This window comes from Collinsella sp. BA40 (assembly GCF_008014645.1).
In the GTDB taxonomy this organism is placed as follows: Bacteria; Actinomycetota; Coriobacteriia; order Coriobacteriales; family Coriobacteriaceae; genus Collinsella.
Genome location: NZ_VOWY01000007.1, coordinates 172,894 through 189,775, shown reverse-complemented (window position 1 = coordinate 189,775; position 16,882 = coordinate 172,894). Strand labels below are relative to the sequence as shown.

Genomic DNA, 16,882 nt, shown 5'->3' with positions numbered 1-16,882 from the left:
CCTCGTCCGCCCCTCACCGAAAGGCAGCCATGGACCCCATCATCACCCTCGACCACGTCTCGTTCTTCTACCAGCATGCGAAGGAGCCCGCGCTTCGCGACGTCACGCTCGCGATCGAACCCGGGGCGTTCGTGGGCGTGATCGGGCCCTCGGGCGCCGGCAAGTCCACGCTGGCCGCGGCGCTATCGGGCGCCATACCGCACCATCACCGCGGCGCCCTCTACGGCGCCGTCCACGTTGCCGGACACGACACCTGCGAGATCACGCTCACCGACATCGCCCGTACGGTAGGAAGCGTGGGACAGGACATCGACGCGCAGATGGTGGCCTCGGTCGTCGAGGACGAGCTGCTGTTCGGCCTCGAGAACTTCGGCGTGTCCCGCGAGCAGATCGAGGCGCGCGTCGACGAGGCGCTTGCCACCACGGGCATCCGCGAGCTGCGCGCACGCCAGATCGCCACGCTCTCGGGCGGGCAGAAGCAAAAGGTCGCCATCGCGGCCATCCTCGCGCTCCGGCCGCGCGTCCTCGTTCTGGACGAGCCCACCTCGGCCCTCGACCCCGGCAGCGCCCGCCTCGTCTTCGACACCCTGCGCGCCATCAACCGGGACCACGGCGTGACCATCGTGGTGGTCGAGCAGATGGTGGCGCTGCTCTCGGAATACTGCAGCCGCGTGGTGGTTATGGACGATGGCTCCATTGCGTTGGACGGCGCTCCGCGCGAGGTGTTCGCGCACGCCCGGGCCCTGCGGCGCATAGGCGTGGACTGCCCCCGCGTGACGCGCGTGTACAACAGCCTCGTCGAGCGCGGCCTTGCACGCGAGAGCCGTCCGTGCCTCAACGTGGACGAGGCCGTCCGGCTCGTCGAATCGATCGTCTCTGCCGGTAGCGAACAGCGGGCAGTGCCTGTCGCAGCACCGCATGGCCCCGCCTGCAAGCCCATGGCGGGCGGGACCGCCTGCAGCCGCCCCGACCCCGCCGGCGCCGCGGGCGGATCGGCTCCCGCGACCCTGCGGATCGAGGGCGCATCGTTTGCCTATCCCCAGGGCGGCAGCAGCGTGCGCGACCTCGACCTGGAGGTGCGCGCGGGCGAGATCGTAGGCGTCGTAGGTCAAAACGGCGCCGGCAAGACGACCCTCACCAAGCTCGTCAACGGCCTGCTCAAGCCGAATGGCGGGCGCGTGCTCGTAGCCGGCCTGGACACCCGAAGCACGCCCGTATCGCACATCGCCCGGCACGCCGCGACGCTCTTCCAAAACCCCGACCGCCAGATCTGCCAAGAAACCGTCCGCGACGAGATCGCCTTCGGCCTCGAGCTCCACGGCACCCCCGCCGAGCAGGCCCGCGTCCGCGCGGAAGAGGCCGCGCGGCGCTTCGGCCTCGACCCCGACCGCGCGCCGTTCGCGCTCTCGCGCGGCCAGCGCCAGCTCGTGGCCCTGGCCTCGGTCGTCGCCCTCGATCCGAAGCTCGTCATCCTCGACGAGCCCACCAGCGGCCTCGACTATAGGGAGTGCATGACCGTGATGCGCGCCGTGCGCGAGATGGCCCGCCGCGGCAGCGCCGTGCTTATGGTGTGCCACGACATGGAGGTCGTCTCGGACTTCGCCGACCGCCTGGTCGTCATGGCGGGCGGCCGCATCATCGGCGCGGGAACGACGCGCGAGGTGTTCTCGAACGCCCCGCTCATGGACGCCGCCAGCATCGCGCCGCCCCAGGTTTGCGCCCTGGCCGGCGAGCTGGCCGCGCGCGTCTCGCCGCGCTTCGCCCCCATCACCGAGGTCTCCGATATCGTTGCCACCTGCAAGGAGCTGATCCACCATGATTAACGTGATCGACTACGTCGACGGCGCCACGTTCCTGCACCGCCTCAACCCCGTCAGCAAGCTCGCGCTCGCCACGGGCATCATCGTCGCGACCTTCCTGGCGCAAAGCTTCCCCGCGCTCATCGGGCTCCTGGCGCTCACGCTCGCCCTGGGAGCCTACGCGGGCGTGCTCGGTCGCCTCGCCTCGCTCCTACGGGTGCTCGCGCCCCTCGCCCTGCTCATGCTCGTGCTGCAATCGGTCTTCGTCCAGGGCGGCGCCCCCCTCTTCGCCTTCTTCACCACGGAAGGCGTCGCCTCGGGCGCGCGGGCCAGCCTGCGCCTGCTGGGCGTGGCCCTGCCGCTCGTGCTCGCGCTCATGGTGACCCGCCCCAACGACCTCGCCAACGCCTGCGTCGAGGTCCTGCACGTCCCCTATCACTACGCATTCGCCTTCACCACCGTGCTGCGCTTCGTTCCCGTATTCAGCCAGGAGATGGATGCCATCATGGAGGCCCAGACCGCGCGCGGCGTGGCGTTCGACACCAAGAACCCGCTCAAGAAGATGCGGCTCATGCTGCCGCTCTGCATTCCGCTGCTGCTCTCGTCGGTGGCCAAGACCGACGCCAGCGCGCTGGCAGCCGAGCAGCGCGGCTTCTACCTGCGCGGGCGCGACAGCGCCTACAAGCGCTATCCGATGCGCGGCGCCGATATGGCCGCCTGCGTCGCGGCAGCCGCGCTCGTCTGCGCGGGCGCGCTCCTCTAGGCGAGGCGCGGCGCGCTTTGTCCCCCGGGCGCGATTCTGCAACAATGGTTCCATACGATTCGATGACAGGAGCACCCATGGACGAAGCAACCGGCCTTCCCGCATTCCTCGTGGAACAGATGGCCCAGTCATATGACGAGCACCACGCGCAGCGCATCGCCGACGGCCTCGCCGCCGCCAACGACCGCCCCGTGACCTTTCGCGCCAACACCCTCAAGGCGAGCGCCGAGGACGTGCTGGAGGCCCTCGGAGAAGCCGGCATCTCGGCCGGCACCGTGCCCTGGTACCCGGACGCGTTCATAGCCGAGGGCATCCGCGAGCGCGAGCTGTGGGGGCTCGATATCTACCGCGCCGGCGGCATCTACCTGCAGAGCCTCTCGTCGATGCTGCCGCCGCTCGCGCTTGGCCCGCAGCCCCGCGCCGACGTCCTGGACATGTGCGCCGCACCCGGCGGCAAGACCTCGCAGCTCGCCGCGCTCAGCCACGGGGAGGCGCGCATCATGGCATGCGAGCTCAACGTGCCCCGCGCCGAGAAGCTCGAGTACAACCTGGCCAAGATGGGCGTGCGCAACACCCAGGTCATGCGCACCGACGCGCGCCGCCTCGACGAGTTCTTCTCGTTCGACCAGGTGCTCCTCGACGCGCCGTGCACCGGAACGGGCACCGTGCGCGCGGGCGACGAGCGCGCAGCGAAGCGCATCACGCCCCAGCTCCTCGCCAAGGTCACCAAGGCCCAGGCGGCCCTGCTCGATCGCGGCCTCACCGTACTCAAGCCCGGCTGCACGCTCATCTACTCCACCTGCTCGGTGCTTCCGCAGGAAAACGAGGACATCGTATGCGGAGCCCTCAAGCGCCATAAAGACTGCGAGCTCGCCGCGGTCGACCTGTCGGCCGAAGCGCTCGACGATATCCCGCAGCTGCCCTGCCGCCTGGACGAGGGCGCGATCACGGTATGCCCCACCAGGCTCTACGAGGGATTCTTCCTCGCCGCTATAAAGAAACGGGCGCGCTAGTCGCGCGGGCGATCGCCGCGTCGGCCGGAGCGCCGGGCGTCGCGCAGGGACGTGATGGCCAGATACAGCAGGCCGACGCCGCAAACCGCGCCTGTGCACAGCAGCATCGGACCAACAACCACCATGCCGTTCATACGCGTCACCGCCGTTTCCGCCAGCGCGGGCAAAGCGCCGCGCGCACTCGATCGCCATCAGCCTACCAGGCTAGCAGACGGGCGGCTCCGGCGCATCCGCATTCGATAACACGGCGTAAAAAGAACCGTGCTACCATCCGCGGATTCGGCATGGACTCGCATAGCGATTCGGTATAAGCTCATTCAGCTCGGGTAAAACCGACTGTGTTTTCGCGCATTACGTGTAAAACCAACCATTTGACGTAAGGGGGACGCCATGGACTCCATGCATACCGACAAGCAGGCGCCGTACACGCCCGAGGGGTCCGGTCAGCCGGTAACCCAGCAGCCCGATCCTCGACCCGATGCGCCCATGCAGGCCGTCGAGCCCCCGGTCCAGGTACCCGCCGAGGTCCCCGAGAACATCGAGGCGACCATCGATTTCTCCGAAGTCGAGTTCGCCGAGGAATTCGCCGAGCCCGTCACCGCCGTCACGCCCGGCGGCGTGCTTCCGCTCGAGCCGGCGCCCATCGAGGGCCGGCTCCGCAAGGCCGCCCTCTCGGTACCCGAGGAAATGGAAGAGTGCAGCGGCTTCACCCTGTTCGGCCGCCGCATCAAGTCGCTGCTCTACACCACCGACGTAGCGGTCATCCGCAACTCCAACGCCGACGCGATCTTCGCCGTCTACCCCTTCACCGCGCAGCCCGCCATCACGCAGGCCCTGCTCACCGTGGCCGAATGCCCCGTATTCGTTGGCGTGGGCGGCGGCACCACCGCGGGCAAGCGCTCCGTGCAGCTGGCCGCCGTCTCCGAGATGCAGGGCGCCGCGGGCGTCATCGTGAACTCCCCCGCCAGCCCCGAGATGGTCGAGCAGATCGCCAGCATGATCGATATCCCGGTCATCGCCACGGTCATCCGGTGCGACGAGGTGGCCCGCGCCAAGGTCAAGGCGGGCGCCAAGATCCTCAACGTGGCCGCGGGCAAGGATACGCCCAACGTCTTGCGCCAGCTGCGCGAGATCTACCCCAACATGCCGCTCATCGCATCGGGTGGACGCTCGTCCCTCTCCGTGCGCGAGACGCGCGAGGCCGGCGCAAACGCCGTCATCTGGACGCCGCCCTCGGCCCAGCAGCTGCAGGCGGACATGATGAAGCGCTATCGCGAGGCCGACGTCAATCCCGCCGGCGGCCCCGTTATCGACCCCATCAAGGCCAGCGCCGAGAACCCCATGGAGAGCGCCCGCGCCGACGTTCCGTTTACCGACGAGGCCATCGCCAAGGCCCACTCGCCGCGCCAGCGCCTGCGCAAGAACCGCCAGGGCTTCTTCTTCCCGCGCGGCAAGGGTCGCCCCGGCTACGCCATCATCCCCGCCCTCGCCGCCATGCTGGCAGAACGGCTCCTGTAACGCCGTCCCAACCCCGCAACGAGCGATCCGGGCACGCAGAGCCCCCGCCGCAACCGCCTGTAACACAGAAAGCCGCACCTCATCGAGATGCGGCTTTCTTCATATCTATCGAGAAGCCCCGCGTACAGCAGCTCGGACCCAAAACGCTAGTCCGCGCGTTCCACGCCCAGGAAGAACAGCGCCACCGTGCCCGGGCCCGTATGGGAGCCGATCACGGTTCCGATGTCACAGATCTGGATCTTGCCCTTCAGCGGCGGAATGCTCTCCTCCACCAGCTCGGCGAGCTTCTGCGCGTCCTCGCGGCAATCGGAGTGGGAGATGCGGCACAGCCCGTCGTACCCGATGCCGCCCTCGGCGAGTTCCACCATGAGGCGGGCCAGCTCGGCAGTCGCCTTCTTCTTGGTGCGAATCTTCTCGCGCGGTACCAGGCGGCCCGTTGCGTCCACGTTCATAACCGGGCAGATCTTGAGCGCCGAGGCCACCAAGGCGGACGCATTGGACACGCGGCCGCCGCGCTTCAAGCAGTCCAGATCGCTCACGAAGAACCAGTGGTTCACGCGAAGCCGCATCTGCTCGCCCCATGCAACCAGCTCGTCCAGGCCAACGCCCTCGTCGCGGCGGTCGGCCAGCAGCTCGACCAGCAGCCCGTAACCCGAGCTCGCCGCCAGGGAATCCAGCACGCGCACCGTGCGGTCGGGATAGCGCGCCTCCAGCTCGCGCGCGGCCAGGCACGCCGAGTTATACGTTCCCGAGATGCCCGAAGACAGCGTCACATGCAGCACATCCTTGCCGTCGCGCAGGAAGGGCTCCCAAAACTCGACGTACTCGCCCATGCTGATCTGGGAGGTCTTGGACTCGGCCCCGCCCTTCAGGCGCGCATAGAAATCCGCGGGCGAAAACGATGCGTACAGGTCGTCCAGATACTGCTCGCCATCTATCTCGTAGTGGAAGCACACGTACGGAATATCGCGCCCCTCGAAGAACGAGCGCGGGTAATCGCTAGTGGAACAGCAGGTCAGAACATACGAATTCATACCAGGCTCCCCTCTGGTGCATACGTAGGGAAACAAAACCATGCCATAATAGCCTAGTACAATTGTACATTATCTGCCTGAAGTAAAAGACACCAGAAAGAAACGGGAGGAGCGCCCTTGAACGGCGACCCCTCCCGTTTTGCAATCGATCGAGCTCGGCCCTAATCGGCGAGCTTGTACTTCTCCAGGGCCTTCAGCACGATGGCGCCGGCCTCGGTGCACAGCTTGTCGTCGGGAGCCTCGGTGAGCACGCGAACCAGCGGCTCGGTGCCGGATGCGCGCACGAACACGCGGCCGTTGCCCTCCAGGAAGGCCTCGGCCTCGGCGATGGCGGCCTTGATGTCCTCGCCGTTCATCACCGCGTCCTTGTCGGACACGCGGACGTTCACCAGCTGCTGCGGGTACAGCTTGACCGGACGCGTGAGCTCTGAGAGCTTCTCGCGCTCGGCGCGCAGCACCTCCATGACGCGCAGCGAGGTAAGGATGCCGTCACCGGTCTTGGCAAGGTCGCCAAAGATGATGTGGCCGCTCTGTTCGCCGCCGAAGTTGTAGCCGTTCTCGCGCATGCAGGCGTACACGTACTTATCGCCCACGTCGGTCTTCTCGTAGTTCAGGCCGGCGGCCTCGAGGGCGCGGAAGAAGCCGAAGTTGCCCATCACGGTGGGAACCACGGTGTTCTTGGCCAGGCGGCCGTGCTTGCTCATGTAGGTGCCGCACACGTACAGGATCAGGTCACCGTCTACCAGGCGGCCGCGCTCGTCAACAGCCAGGCAGCGGTCGGCGTCGCCGTCGTAGGCAAAGCCCACGTCCAGGCCGTTTTCCACCACGAAGCGCTGCAGGCCCTCGATGTGCGTAGAGCCGCATGCAACGTTGATGTTGTAGCCGTTCGGCGCGTTGTTGATCACATGGGTCTCGGCGCCCAGGGCGTCGAACACCGGGCGGGCGACGCTGGAGGCAGAGCCGTTCGCGCAGTCCAGGCCGATCTTCATACCCTGCAGCGAGAACCCGCAGCTAGCGATAAGGTGGGCGATGTAGCGGTTGCGGCCCTGCATGTAATCCACGGTGCAGCCGATGTTCTCGCCGGTGGCCAGCGGAACCTCGGACTTGCCGTCGATGTAGTCCTCCACGAGCTCCAAGACGTCCTCGTCCATCTTGTAACCCTCGCAGTTAACCAGCTTGATGCCGTTGTCCGTGTAGGGGTTGTGGCTCGCCGTGATCATGACGCCGCAGTCGAAGGCGCCGTCCACGACCTCGTAGGACACGCCGGGCGTGGGGATGACGTGCAGCATGTAGGCATCGGCGCCGCTGGCAACCAGGCCGGCCACCAGCGCGGACTCGAACATGTAGCTGGACAAGCGCGTGTCCTTGCCAATGATGATACGGGCCTTCTTGCCCTGGCGGGCGCCATAGTACCAGCCAACGAAGCGACCGATCTTATAGGCGTGGTCAACGTTGAGACCCTCGTTTGCACGGCCGCGGAAGCCATCGGTGCCGAAATACTTCATAAGAACAACCTTTCCGTTTCATACGGTGCGCATGCAGCGCGCGCCCCCTGGCCGGCACCACCGCGGCGCCCGCGTTTGCGGGAAGCCGCCAAGGCACCCGGGACGCCGGCGAAACGCTTGCAGAAAAACGGCAACCGTTCGCGTTTCACGCAGCACGCGGGAACGCTTTATATGATAGCAGCGGCGTAGCCGAGGGCGACGCCCGCGCAAACTCTTTACATGTATGGAGTGTTTTTCGAATCGAGCGACGGCGGGGCGCCCCGCATCCGCAGCCAGCCCTCCCCGTATGGAAGCAGCAGTCGAACGCCCGGGCGATAGTTCGCTATACTCGAATATCGACTGAACATCATAGGGTTGGGCGGTAAGGTGACCGATATGCACGACGAGCTCCTGTCTTTGGTAGTTCCCTGCTATAACGAGGAGGACTGCCTCCCGCTGTTCTATAACGAGGTCGCCGCGACCCTCGACGAGCTCCTCCAGCGCGTAGACGAGGACCTGCGCTTCGAGCTGATCTTCGTGGACGACGGCTCGCGCGACCGCACGCTCGAGGTGGCGAAGGCGCTGCCCGCCAACCCGCCGTCGCACCCCCGGCTCGAAGGGCGCCTCGCCATCCGCTGGGTATCGTTCTCGCGCAACTTCGGCAAGGAGGCCGCCATCTACGCGGGGCTCGACGCGGCCCGCGGCGCCTACACCGCCATCCTCGACGCCGACCTGCAAGATCCGCCGTCGCTGCTCATCGAGATGTTTTGCACCCTGCAGCGCGAACACGCCGACTCCGTGGCGGCCCGGCGCGTGAACCGCGACGGCGAACCGCCCATCCGCTCGTTCTTCGCCCGCCAGTTCTACAAGATCATCCAGAAGATCTCGACCGCCGACATCGTGGACGGCGCGCGCGACTACCGCCTCATGCGGCGGCCCGTGGTAGATGCGATCCTCTCGCTTCGCGAGTACAACCGCTTTTCGAAGGGCATCTTCGGATGGGTGGGGTTCAAGAACGTCTGGGTGCCCTACCAGCACACGGACCGCGCCGCCGGCGAGACCAAATGGAGCTTCTTCTCGCTGCTGCTCTACGCGCTCGACGGCATCGTGGCCTTCTCCACCGCCCCCTTGTCGTTCGCCTCGCTCACCGGCATCGTCCTGTGCATCGCGGCGCTGCTGGCCATGCTGGTCATCCTGGTACGCGCGATGCTCTTCGGCGACCCCGTGCAGGGCTGGCCATCACTGGCGTGCATCATCACGTTCCTCGGCGGCATCCAGCTGCTATGCCTGGGCATCATGGGTCAGTACCTCGCCAAGACCTACCTAGAGACCAAGCGCCGTCCGCTCTACCTCGTGCGCGAGACCAACGTGGAGCCGCGCGCGCACGCGTGGTGCGATGCATCGCAGCCCACGACGGCGGCATGGCAGGGCGACACCGCCCCCGCAGCACCGAAACGCCCCGAACCGGGCAGCGCGCACGCATCCCGCACGCCAACGAATCGCCGCGCGTCCACGTCCGAACGCTAGCCAGCCCCAGAAAGTAGCACCATGCACAACCACCTCGCATCATCCGCACGCAGCGCCGGTGCCGACGCCTCAGACGCCCGTCCCTCGACGCACCCCGCCGCGACCACCGGCGCCCTCGCAACCGCCGATGCCGGCACCGCTCGCAAGACGGGCCGGCTTGGAACCGTTCTCGTCGCGCTTTTGGCCGTCGTCTTGCTTGGCATCTACGTGCCCCGCATCTTCACCTACGATTTCTGGAGCGACGAGTGCTTCTCGGTCCTGCTCTCGCACATGGGCTTCAAGGAGATGCTCGATGCCACGGCAGCCGATGTGCACCCGCCCTTCTTCTACGCGGTGCTCATGGTGCTCTACCGCATCTTTGGAGACCAGGCGTGGGCCTATGGCCTGGCATCGCTCATCCCGTATGGGGCGTCGCTCGCCCTGTGCGCCACCTTCGTTCGAAGGAAGTTTGGAGCCGGTCCCGCGGCGTGCACCATGCTGTGCTGGGCGTTCATGCACAACGCCGTAACGTACAACACCGAGCTGCGCATGTACTCCTGGACGGCCTTCTTCGTGTTCGCGAGCTTCTGCCTGCTGTACACCTGCCTGGAGAGGCACGCATGGCCCGCGCATATCGCGCTGGGCCTGAGCGCGGCGCTCGCATCCTACTGCCACTACTACGGCTTTCTCGCCGCGGGCCTCATCCTCTTCGCCCTCATGGTCGTCTCGCTCGCGCGACGCGCGCACGTGGGCAAGATGGTCGCCACCTGCGCCTGCGCCCTTGCCACCTACCTTCCCTGGCTGCTCGTCCTGCTTGACACCTTCAAGCGGTCATCCGACGGCTTTTGGCTGCAGAACATCCCGTCGCTTGCAACCTGTCTCACGTTCCCGTTCCAGCTTGGCCGCGGCCCGCTTCTGGGCCAGATCCTGCTGGTGGGCTTCTTCGCGCTATTCGCCTACACCATGTACGCCACGCGCGCATCCACGCGCGCAAAGGACGACGAGCAGTCGCTCGTGCTGCGCACCTGGCTGGGCGCGGGCATGTTTGCGTGGCTTGGCACCATCCTGGTGGGCCTGGGCCTCTCCCACGCCGTGCATCCCTTCCTTATCACCCGCTACCTCTTCCCCATCGCCCCCATTGCATGGATCATGCTGGGGGTCATGGCGGCGCGCGCGTTTGACAGGCCCTGCGCCGTTTGGGGTATCGCCCTAGCGGTGGCGCTGGTGGGCGCGCCCTCGTATGCGCGCAGCACGTCCAACGCCTTCGGCCGCTTCGAGTTCCACGAGCAGACCATGCAGAAGCTCGAGGAGTTGATCGAGCCCGGCGACACCGTTCTCACCGATACCTACGCGCTCGACTGGACCGTGCTCTCGGTGTACCTCCCCGAAAACGCCAACGATCCGTTCGATGCCGCACATGCGCCCGAGCTTGCGCCGGACACCACGTACTGGCTGCTGCTGGAAAGCCCCGAGAGCCTGGACGCCGCCAACGAGGCGCTGGAGCGGCAGGGATACCGCGCGGTCGATACCGGCGTCTCCGGCATCGTGGTGAAGTATCCCGTCAACCTGTACCGCATAGAGAAGGCCGATTAGCCGCAGCGGGGCCCGGGCGCGCAGCAGCGTGCTCGGGCCCCGCTGCGTTTTGATGCGCGCAGCAGCGTGACGGCAACGACGCCCATCGTGCCCGTCCGGCCGATCCATGCGCATCGTGCATCGCACGCCCCGTACCGCCATAACGCACGCGCCGGCAAACAAAAACGGCCGGTCCCCCGATGGACCGGCCGAAAAGAACGCCGTGCCTGGCAGCGAAACGAATGGCACGGCGTTATGCGGGTTGCGCGTGCACGCGCAACCGATGGCACCTCGCCCAGGGGCGCCAAGATTCGCTCCGCACAAAGTGTAAACATAAAGACCCTCGGTACACATTGGAAACGCGGAGGCGGGCTTCCTTTAGTCTATGCGCACTTCCCTACGATTTGTTGCGCAACATTTTGATTTTTCTTTTGGACGAAAAAGCTTGGACGGTATTCCGCACCGCTTCCCTCAGCCGCCTCGTGTAGAGGAGCCTCTTACGCATGGATACCTATCCCTGCGCGCTCTCCCACGCACGCATGGCGGCACGCACTTCGTTCCAGCGATCCTGCGTAACCACGTTAGCGAAAACGGCGTCCAATCCAAATGGGGCGTCCAGCAAGTGCTCGAGATACCCGCGCTCGCATACGGCGGCCCGTGCCGCGCGATGCTCCAGTTCGAAAACGAGGCACACCGTGCCCAGCAGTCCGTCAAGGGACTCCACGCGCTCATCGCGCGAGAGGCAACGCCGCTCCCTAAACCCGACGAGCGCCGTATCCGAGATGCGGCCATGGCAAAACTCCCCCGGAGCCATACCCAGCACGGCATCGCAACTCGACTGGTTGAACACACGCAGGATATCGACCTTATCCGCATCGCGCGTTATAGTGCAGAAGATGTGCTCTCGATCACTTAGGTCTACAGGCAGTCGGTAATCGCTATGGTGCGCCACTGCCTTGCGAATAAGAGGCGTCCACGCTGCGTTATCCGTAAAGTGAACAAGCTCCGTCCCCAATACATCCAGCCCGAGCATCGCATGGCTGCACGACGCCGCATCGCTAAACGTATTCCAACGACGCAGCTGCTCGAACCGGCCAATATCGTGCAACAGTCCGCACAGCCACGCCAGGTCCACATCTCTAGCGTCCAAACCCTCATCGCAGGCAATCCGCTCGCAAAGTGCTGCGACCTCATAGGTGTGCTCGATTTTGAGAGCGATACGCTCGTCGCCACCGTCATAGCGAGCCGTATACGAACCAAACGCATCGCGCGCAGCATTCCTAAATCCCTGGTCCACCAATACGCCAACCTCTCATGTATTCGTCATCACATCGCACTGCCTGCAAGCACATGTCCTGTGAGCCAGCGCAGCGACGCGCTCCGGCTCCGATCTGCCAAAACACGCGGCAGGCTACGATTCGCCCGCGCTTCCGCGGAACGGCCGCACATGCGCCGCGTGCACCCTACAGCGCCACCATCCAGCGCACAAACAGCGGCACCGCGATGGCACCCGCCACGCTGGCGAGGGTGCCTACAAGGTAGATTTCCGCGAAGACCTTATCGTCCTTCATCTTCTCGTAGCGGGCGATACTCTTGGCCGTGATGACGAAGGCGATGGCGCTGAACTCCCCCAGCAGCGTAAGCGTGCAGACCAGCAGGCGCTCGAGGATGCCGATCACACGGCCCGAGTTGACGGGCTCGCCCGGCCGCACCGTATCGTTGGAAGCATCGTGCGCCACTTCGCGAAGCTCGCCCAGCACGAGCTTGACCAGCACGCATACGGGCGCGCCGCTCAACAGCAGAGACGCGGCCCATGCCAAAGTCTCGCTCCAATATGGCGTGAGCCCGACCGCGCTGCGCGGCGCCAGGTACAGGGCCGCCAGAACGCAGCAGATGAGATGGAGCGCCTGATCCAGAAGGAACCGACGCAGGTCGCCGGGACAGAGGCGCTTCAGCACGGGACGCGCGATGCCATCGATGAGCGCATGGGCAAGGCCCAGGCCGGCCCAAGCAACCAGCGCCGCCCATGGATCGCACCGCAAGCCGATAGCGACGAGGGCGGCAGCCACCGCCATGGCCGCCGCATAGATGGCACCATGTCGTAGCATCGCTGCGCTCGAGCGATCTTTCTTGCTCGCAAGATCATCCGACTGCAACCAGAAATCGCCCACCGCGTCCCCGGCGAGCAGCAAGCACAGCGCCTCACCCACGATTGCCACCAGCTTCCTCTTCCAGCAGCGCGCGCGCCACGAATGCCGCGGCCACGCGCTCTTGATTCACCATGCCGCCGTCCAGCAACCTGTCGATAGACTGCCTGGTACGGCCGGCGCCCTGTTCCATCCTATACGACAGTCCGGACAGCTGCGACGGAAGTGCAAGGACGCCCGCCTCATCTAAATCGGCAACCGATACGGGCTGCTGAAGGCACGCGTCCTCGTCAAAGCACCCGGCACACCCCTCGACGCGATCGATAACGTCGAGCAGCTCCGACAGTCGGGCGCGGGCAGGCTCACAGGCGGCATCAGCCACATGGAGCGCCATGGGATAGCGCAGCTCGACCTGACGCGCGAGCAACGCCTGCCGCGTCGTACGCTGGGCAGATAGCAAGAGCGGATAGTTGGCCGACACCGTATGCAGCGACGAAGGGTCGCCAGATGAAATGGCGAAGTTGTACAACCTGCTTTTCTTGGCATAGGAGATAGCATCGCGCGCGTGATGGTACGTCGTGCCATCCTGCGCCGTAGAGGGTGCATCGGCTACCTGCACATCCCACGCGCCGCATCCCACGCCCCCGCGAAGATCCGCCTGAACCACCAACAACGACAGCGATCGATGGTACAAGTACGCCGCCGCAGCGCTGGCAAACAGGCCCTGGACCTCATCCCCCGCACTAAAGACGACCTCTCGCAACAGATCATTTCGAAACAAGACATTGAGATACGCGAGCGAGGCGCCCATCACGTCTTGCACGCCCTGCCGTCTCGCTTCGGTCATCTTGCGCGAATCGCGGATATCCACCATAAGCGCTGCACATTGCTGCATGGCCACCCCCTGCTCGCAGGTATTCGAACGACTTCATGGTAGCACAGTTATTCTTTGCTATTTGATATAGCGCGCTTTTTCTTTGCTTTTGGATAAAGAACGGCGATACTGCTCTGTCGCAACTGAAGCACGAGGACCTTGATCCATCTGTTCCAGCACCCAATAACGCAAAGACTAGACAAACGAAAGAGCGGCGATGAAGTTGGTCGTGTCTACGGCGTCATCTTAGAAAGTCACGATGTAGGGTCCCTCAAGACGGAGATGAACAGGAACCGTAACGGATCGTCCTGAGGGCCGCAATCGGCGGCACCCTGTAAGACCTCGATAGCGCGGTACTCACGACTACCGACCTTGCCGGAGTCGATCCGTCGCTGATCAATTGTGCCGCTCTCTAGTAGCACGCTGCCAAGCGGAAGGCACATCGTCCAACCGCCGCAGTCAGGGCCTGACTACGAGCTCTGGCGAGATGACCATGCGTATGCCCAAACTTAAGGGGTGGCGCTTCACGACTGCGGCACTCGAGCGCAACCGCCGTCGTGCGCACGTGGTGGGCGCCACCGCCACCTGAACGCGACGCCGCAGGACGAGCAGCCGCGCCAGAAGGCGGCCTATGGGGCCGTCGGAAAGTCCGCAAGGTTTTTAAAAGCACTTCCACCGCATTAGTCCACCAAACACTGTGCCGCCGATTGAGCTTATCATCCTTTGATCGAACTCGTCATTCAGCAACTCGGGCGACATCACGTTGTTAAAATACACGAAGTGTTGTATATGACGCTATCCAGATCGTTGAAACAAATCGCAAGCATGAGTCGCCTTTCCCTGAACCTCTTCGCAGCAGACGAAAGAAGCAGGTAGACCTATAAATCCGAGCCTAGGCATCGAAGCAAGACAATCGAAAACACGGGGAACATACAGGCTCGAATCGCAGCCAACGGAAAGATACCTCCACACTGTCGTGAAAGCATATTATTTATAGCCTAATGGACTATAGAGCAATTGAGGCGGACGTCACCCTTCCCTGTTCGCCATCTCCACTAAAGCTGGCATTACGCCTCCATACTCAACTGCAACCCCATACGACGAATACTTAGCAATGAGGCGCACAAATAGATCGGGATCAACCTGCTTGCAGAAATTTAAATGCCCCAATAATTCAGAAGCTGATCCAGTTTGCCTGGTTAGCAACAAATAGAGCGACCTGGATAGCAAGGCCTTTCTTGATTTACCAATCCCAAGCGTTCCATCTGGATGAATATAGATGCCAGTTATCTTCCTTGCATCGCCCTTGCCGTAACAATGAACTTTTTTATGGTTTACATTGAAGCCATATTCTGCCAATACGACCTCGAGGAGCCCAACAATCCCCTGTATATCCAACCATTGAGATGAAGAGATTGCTATATCGTCAGAATAGCGCGAATAGCTACAGTCAGGAGGAAGCACACGGATAATCTCTTGATCAACGGGAACCATGATTCTGTTTGCGATACCAGGCGAACAAGGACTGCCCATCGGCAACGACCCCCGGTAGCAGGAAAGCTGTGTTAACAGTTCGATGTCTTTTTTTGATACCGCAGTCTTGTTATTGCTACCGTGACTGACGAATCGAAGTTGAGAAAAAACTGATTTCACCATTTCCGTTGTGCACGAACGGAAGAACCCAGTTATATCCAAAGTGATCAAATGGGCGTTTTCCGAATGCAGGAGGGCATTGCTGATAACAGACCTACCAGGTTCATAGGCGGTAATATAGCCTGCGTCACAGGGCATGCATTCCTGCAATAGACAGGCAATCCATCCTTGCACAAGTTTAAGATCGCTGGAAGGGACATCGATGCGCCTACCGTTCAGAAGAACTTTTCTATAACGACCACCTGCTCCTTCGGCGATTTCTTTTATGTAAGACTTACTGAAGCCAAGATCCGAGGCGATCTCCTCAACAATAGACATTTTTACCGCCCCAAATGCCCTTCCTACGTTTCCGGAGCAAAATACGAGAACGTATACGCGCGAACTCTCTCGAATCAGTCGACTTAAACATGAAATATGACTCCAAATGTACAGCTGGTGTCAAATAAAGCTTATCTCTAGCTCGATCTCTAGCTCGTTTTTGCTGTCGTATTATTCCAACAGCATCCATGATGGATATCACTTGTTCAAACGAAATGCTAACCGTACTTTTCATATCAGCTTGAAGGGTCGGAGAACTGATGCGCATCTTGCTTTTCGCAGTAAATCCTTTTAGTTCGCAGTATAAATTAAGTAAATCGGCCGACGTAATCGGCCCGACAATCTGAAGCAAATCCATGAGCTCGTGGACAAGGGATCCTACATTTAAATTGGACACATCGTCGTTATATTTCCTTCTCTCTCCACCATCATTTTTTATATGATCCCTCAAATCATTGATGAAAGCTTCTAGCTTCGGATTAGAAAAAACGCAATCGAAGTTCGCATAAAACACTTGATTGAGTAATTTCCCAGATTTCTCAATTTCTCGCACAGGACCATCAGCCATAAAGGACTTCTCGTCCTTATACCTCTCATCAATCACAACGGAGGTAACTCTGAGCGCATGAGGCAAAGAACTAAAAATACCCAGCTCACAAATTGACCCGACGCTCTCTGCAAATATCAGAATCCAATCGCATATATCCGCAAGAATCGCCTCCTGCTGAACCAAGCTTAAATCTGCAAGCTCATTGCGGGTCGCAACATCCTCTGCAGTGAGACAAATCACGTTATGGAGAGAGGGGGATTTGGCTCTTTTGAGATACCCTCTCAGGTGTTTTCTAGATACATGTTCTTTCTCATCGCCGCCACAAGGAAAAATATAAATTGGCCTATTCCCTAAATCTCGCCTTTCTCGAATGAAAGATTTCAATTCACGAACATCTTCTGGATATATACACTCCATTGCTTAGACGCCCCTTTATGAATCGAGATAGAACAGCGCTGAATCGCACAGAATGCAACAAATAAGGCCGCACTGTTTGGGCGATTTCCGTTCTCTCGTCCTGAACCCCCCGGTGAAGGACGAGAGAACGGAAATCGTCCAAGCACGAAAGGGTAAATGATATCTCTAGTCCATCCTTAACGGCGGACACCTCAATATGACGGTAATAGATATCGCTGCGACCTTATTTGCTTG

At 62.4% G+C, this 16,882-nt stretch carries 14 protein-coding genes; 6 read left to right on the top strand and 8 right to left on the bottom strand.

All coding sequences use genetic code 11. The features are described from left to right. The first annotated feature begins 29 nt into the window (after positions 1-29). From E4J93_RS03330 to E4J93_RS03320, 3 genes are all read left to right on the top strand, one after another. The gene (locus E4J93_RS03330) at positions 30-1,823 is read left to right on the top strand and encodes an ABC transporter ATP-binding protein (RefSeq protein WP_147588058.1); all 1,794 of its coding nucleotides are present in this window, start codon (positions 30-32) and stop codon (positions 1,821-1,823) included. Then, entirely contained in the window at positions 1,816-2,562 is a 747-nt protein-coding gene (locus tag E4J93_RS03325; RefSeq protein ID WP_147588057.1) for an energy-coupling factor transporter transmembrane protein EcfT, read from the top strand. Before E4J93_RS03330 ends, E4J93_RS03325 begins: the two co-directional genes overlap by 8 nt. Positions 2,563-2,639: 77 nt before the next feature. Next, the gene (locus tag E4J93_RS03320; RefSeq protein ID WP_147588056.1) at positions 2,640-3,575 is read left to right on the top strand and encodes an RsmB/NOP family class I SAM-dependent RNA methyltransferase; all 936 of its coding nucleotides are present in this window, start codon (positions 2,640-2,642) and stop codon (positions 3,573-3,575) included. Here the strand turns inward: E4J93_RS03320 and E4J93_RS08075 are convergent. Beyond that, positions 3,572-3,718, bottom strand: a complete 147-nt coding sequence (locus E4J93_RS08075; RefSeq protein WP_222705685.1) for a hypothetical protein — start codon at positions 3,716-3,718, stop codon at positions 3,572-3,574. The two genes, E4J93_RS03320 and E4J93_RS08075, sit on opposite strands and share 4 nt — an antisense overlap. 247 nt (positions 3,719-3,965) lie before the next feature. Here E4J93_RS08075 and E4J93_RS03315 point away from each other — a divergent pair, with 247 nt between their 5' ends. After that, entirely contained in the window at positions 3,966-5,093 is a 1,128-nt protein-coding gene (locus tag E4J93_RS03315) for a hypothetical protein (RefSeq protein WP_255431893.1), read from the top strand. Between the two features lie 146 nt (positions 5,094-5,239). On the opposite strand, the gene E4J93_RS03310 is transcribed toward E4J93_RS03315, so the two are convergent. Next, entirely contained in the window at positions 5,240-6,127 is an 888-nt protein-coding gene (locus tag E4J93_RS03310; RefSeq protein ID WP_147588055.1) for a DegV family protein, read from the bottom strand. Between the two features lie 161 nt (positions 6,128-6,288). Next, the gene (gene glmM, locus E4J93_RS03305) at positions 6,289-7,632 is read right to left on the bottom strand and encodes a phosphoglucosamine mutase (RefSeq protein ID WP_147588054.1); all 1,344 of its coding nucleotides are present in this window, start codon (positions 7,630-7,632) and stop codon (positions 6,289-6,291) included. A gap of 375 nt (positions 7,633-8,007) precedes the next feature. Here glmM and E4J93_RS03300 point away from each other — a divergent pair, with 375 nt between their 5' ends. Both E4J93_RS03300 and E4J93_RS03295 read left to right on the top strand, forming a co-directional pair. Continuing rightward, positions 8,008-9,138 carry a glycosyltransferase family 2 protein gene (locus E4J93_RS03300; RefSeq protein ID WP_147588053.1) on the top strand — a complete coding sequence of 377 codons (1,131 nt, stop codon included), beginning with the start codon at positions 8,008-8,010 and terminating at the stop codon, positions 9,136-9,138. A gap of 21 nt (positions 9,139-9,159) precedes the next feature. Next, entirely contained in the window at positions 9,160-10,710 is a 1,551-nt protein-coding gene (locus E4J93_RS03295; RefSeq protein WP_147588052.1) for a glycosyltransferase family 39 protein, read from the top strand. A gap of 490 nt (positions 10,711-11,200) precedes the next feature. Here E4J93_RS03295 and E4J93_RS03290 read toward each other — a convergent pair whose 3' ends face one another. From E4J93_RS03290 to E4J93_RS03270, 5 genes are all read right to left on the bottom strand, one after another. Then, positions 11,201-11,986, bottom strand: a complete 786-nt coding sequence (locus tag E4J93_RS03290) for an HD domain-containing protein (protein ID WP_187231590.1) — start codon at positions 11,984-11,986, stop codon at positions 11,201-11,203. 166 nt (positions 11,987-12,152) lie between these two features. Beyond that, positions 12,153-12,908 carry a DUF3307 domain-containing protein gene (locus E4J93_RS03285; protein ID WP_187231589.1) on the bottom strand — a complete coding sequence of 252 codons (756 nt, stop codon included), beginning with the start codon at positions 12,906-12,908 and terminating at the stop codon, positions 12,153-12,155. Next, positions 12,892-13,731 carry a SatD family protein gene (locus E4J93_RS03280; RefSeq protein WP_147588049.1) on the bottom strand — a complete coding sequence of 280 codons (840 nt, stop codon included), beginning with the start codon at positions 13,729-13,731 and terminating at the stop codon, positions 12,892-12,894. Before E4J93_RS03280 ends, E4J93_RS03285 begins: the two co-directional genes overlap by 17 nt. A 1,008-nt stretch (positions 13,732-14,739) precedes the next feature. After that, entirely contained in the window at positions 14,740-15,681 is a 942-nt protein-coding gene (locus tag E4J93_RS03275; protein WP_147588048.1) for a reverse transcriptase domain-containing protein, read from the bottom strand. Beyond that, complete coding sequence (locus E4J93_RS03270) at positions 15,668-16,648, bottom strand: retron St85 family effector protein (protein WP_147588047.1); 981 nt, start codon at positions 16,646-16,648, stop codon at positions 15,668-15,670. The genes E4J93_RS03275 and E4J93_RS03270 overlap by 14 nt, the downstream gene beginning before the upstream one ends. Positions 16,649-16,882: the final 234 nt, after the last annotated feature.

Excerpts from the sequence above, each read along its gene's own strand:
- E4J93_RS03330 (WP_147588058.1), top strand. The coding sequence starts at position 30 with ATGGACCCCATCATCACCCTCGACCACGTCTCGTTCTTCTACCAGCAT.
- glmM (WP_147588054.1), bottom strand. The coding sequence starts at position 7,632 with ATGAAGTATTTCGGCACCGATGGCTTCCGCGGCCGTGCAAACGAGGGT.
- E4J93_RS03280 (WP_147588049.1), bottom strand. The coding sequence starts at position 13,731 with ATGCAGCAATGTGCAGCGCTTATGGTGGATATCCGCGATTCGCGCAAG.
- E4J93_RS03275 (WP_147588048.1), bottom strand. The coding sequence starts at position 15,681 with ATGTCTATTGTTGAGGAGATCGCCTCGGATCTTGGCTTCAGTAAGTCT.
- E4J93_RS03310 (WP_147588055.1), bottom strand. The coding sequence starts at position 6,127 with ATGAATTCGTATGTTCTGACCTGCTGTTCCACTAGCGATTACCCGCGC.
- E4J93_RS03270 (WP_147588047.1), bottom strand. The coding sequence starts at position 16,648 with ATGGAGTGTATATATCCAGAAGATGTTCGTGAATTGAAATCTTTCATT.
- E4J93_RS03315 (WP_255431893.1), top strand. The coding sequence starts at position 3,966 with ATGGACTCCATGCATACCGACAAGCAGGCGCCGTACACGCCCGAGGGG.
- E4J93_RS03295 (WP_147588052.1), top strand. The coding sequence starts at position 9,160 with ATGCACAACCACCTCGCATCATCCGCACGCAGCGCCGGTGCCGACGCC.
- E4J93_RS03325 (WP_147588057.1), top strand. The coding sequence starts at position 1,816 with ATGATTAACGTGATCGACTACGTCGACGGCGCCACGTTCCTGCACCGC.
- E4J93_RS03300 (WP_147588053.1), top strand. The coding sequence starts at position 8,008 with ATGCACGACGAGCTCCTGTCTTTGGTAGTTCCCTGCTATAACGAGGAG.
- E4J93_RS03320 (WP_147588056.1), top strand. The coding sequence starts at position 2,640 with ATGGACGAAGCAACCGGCCTTCCCGCATTCCTCGTGGAACAGATGGCC.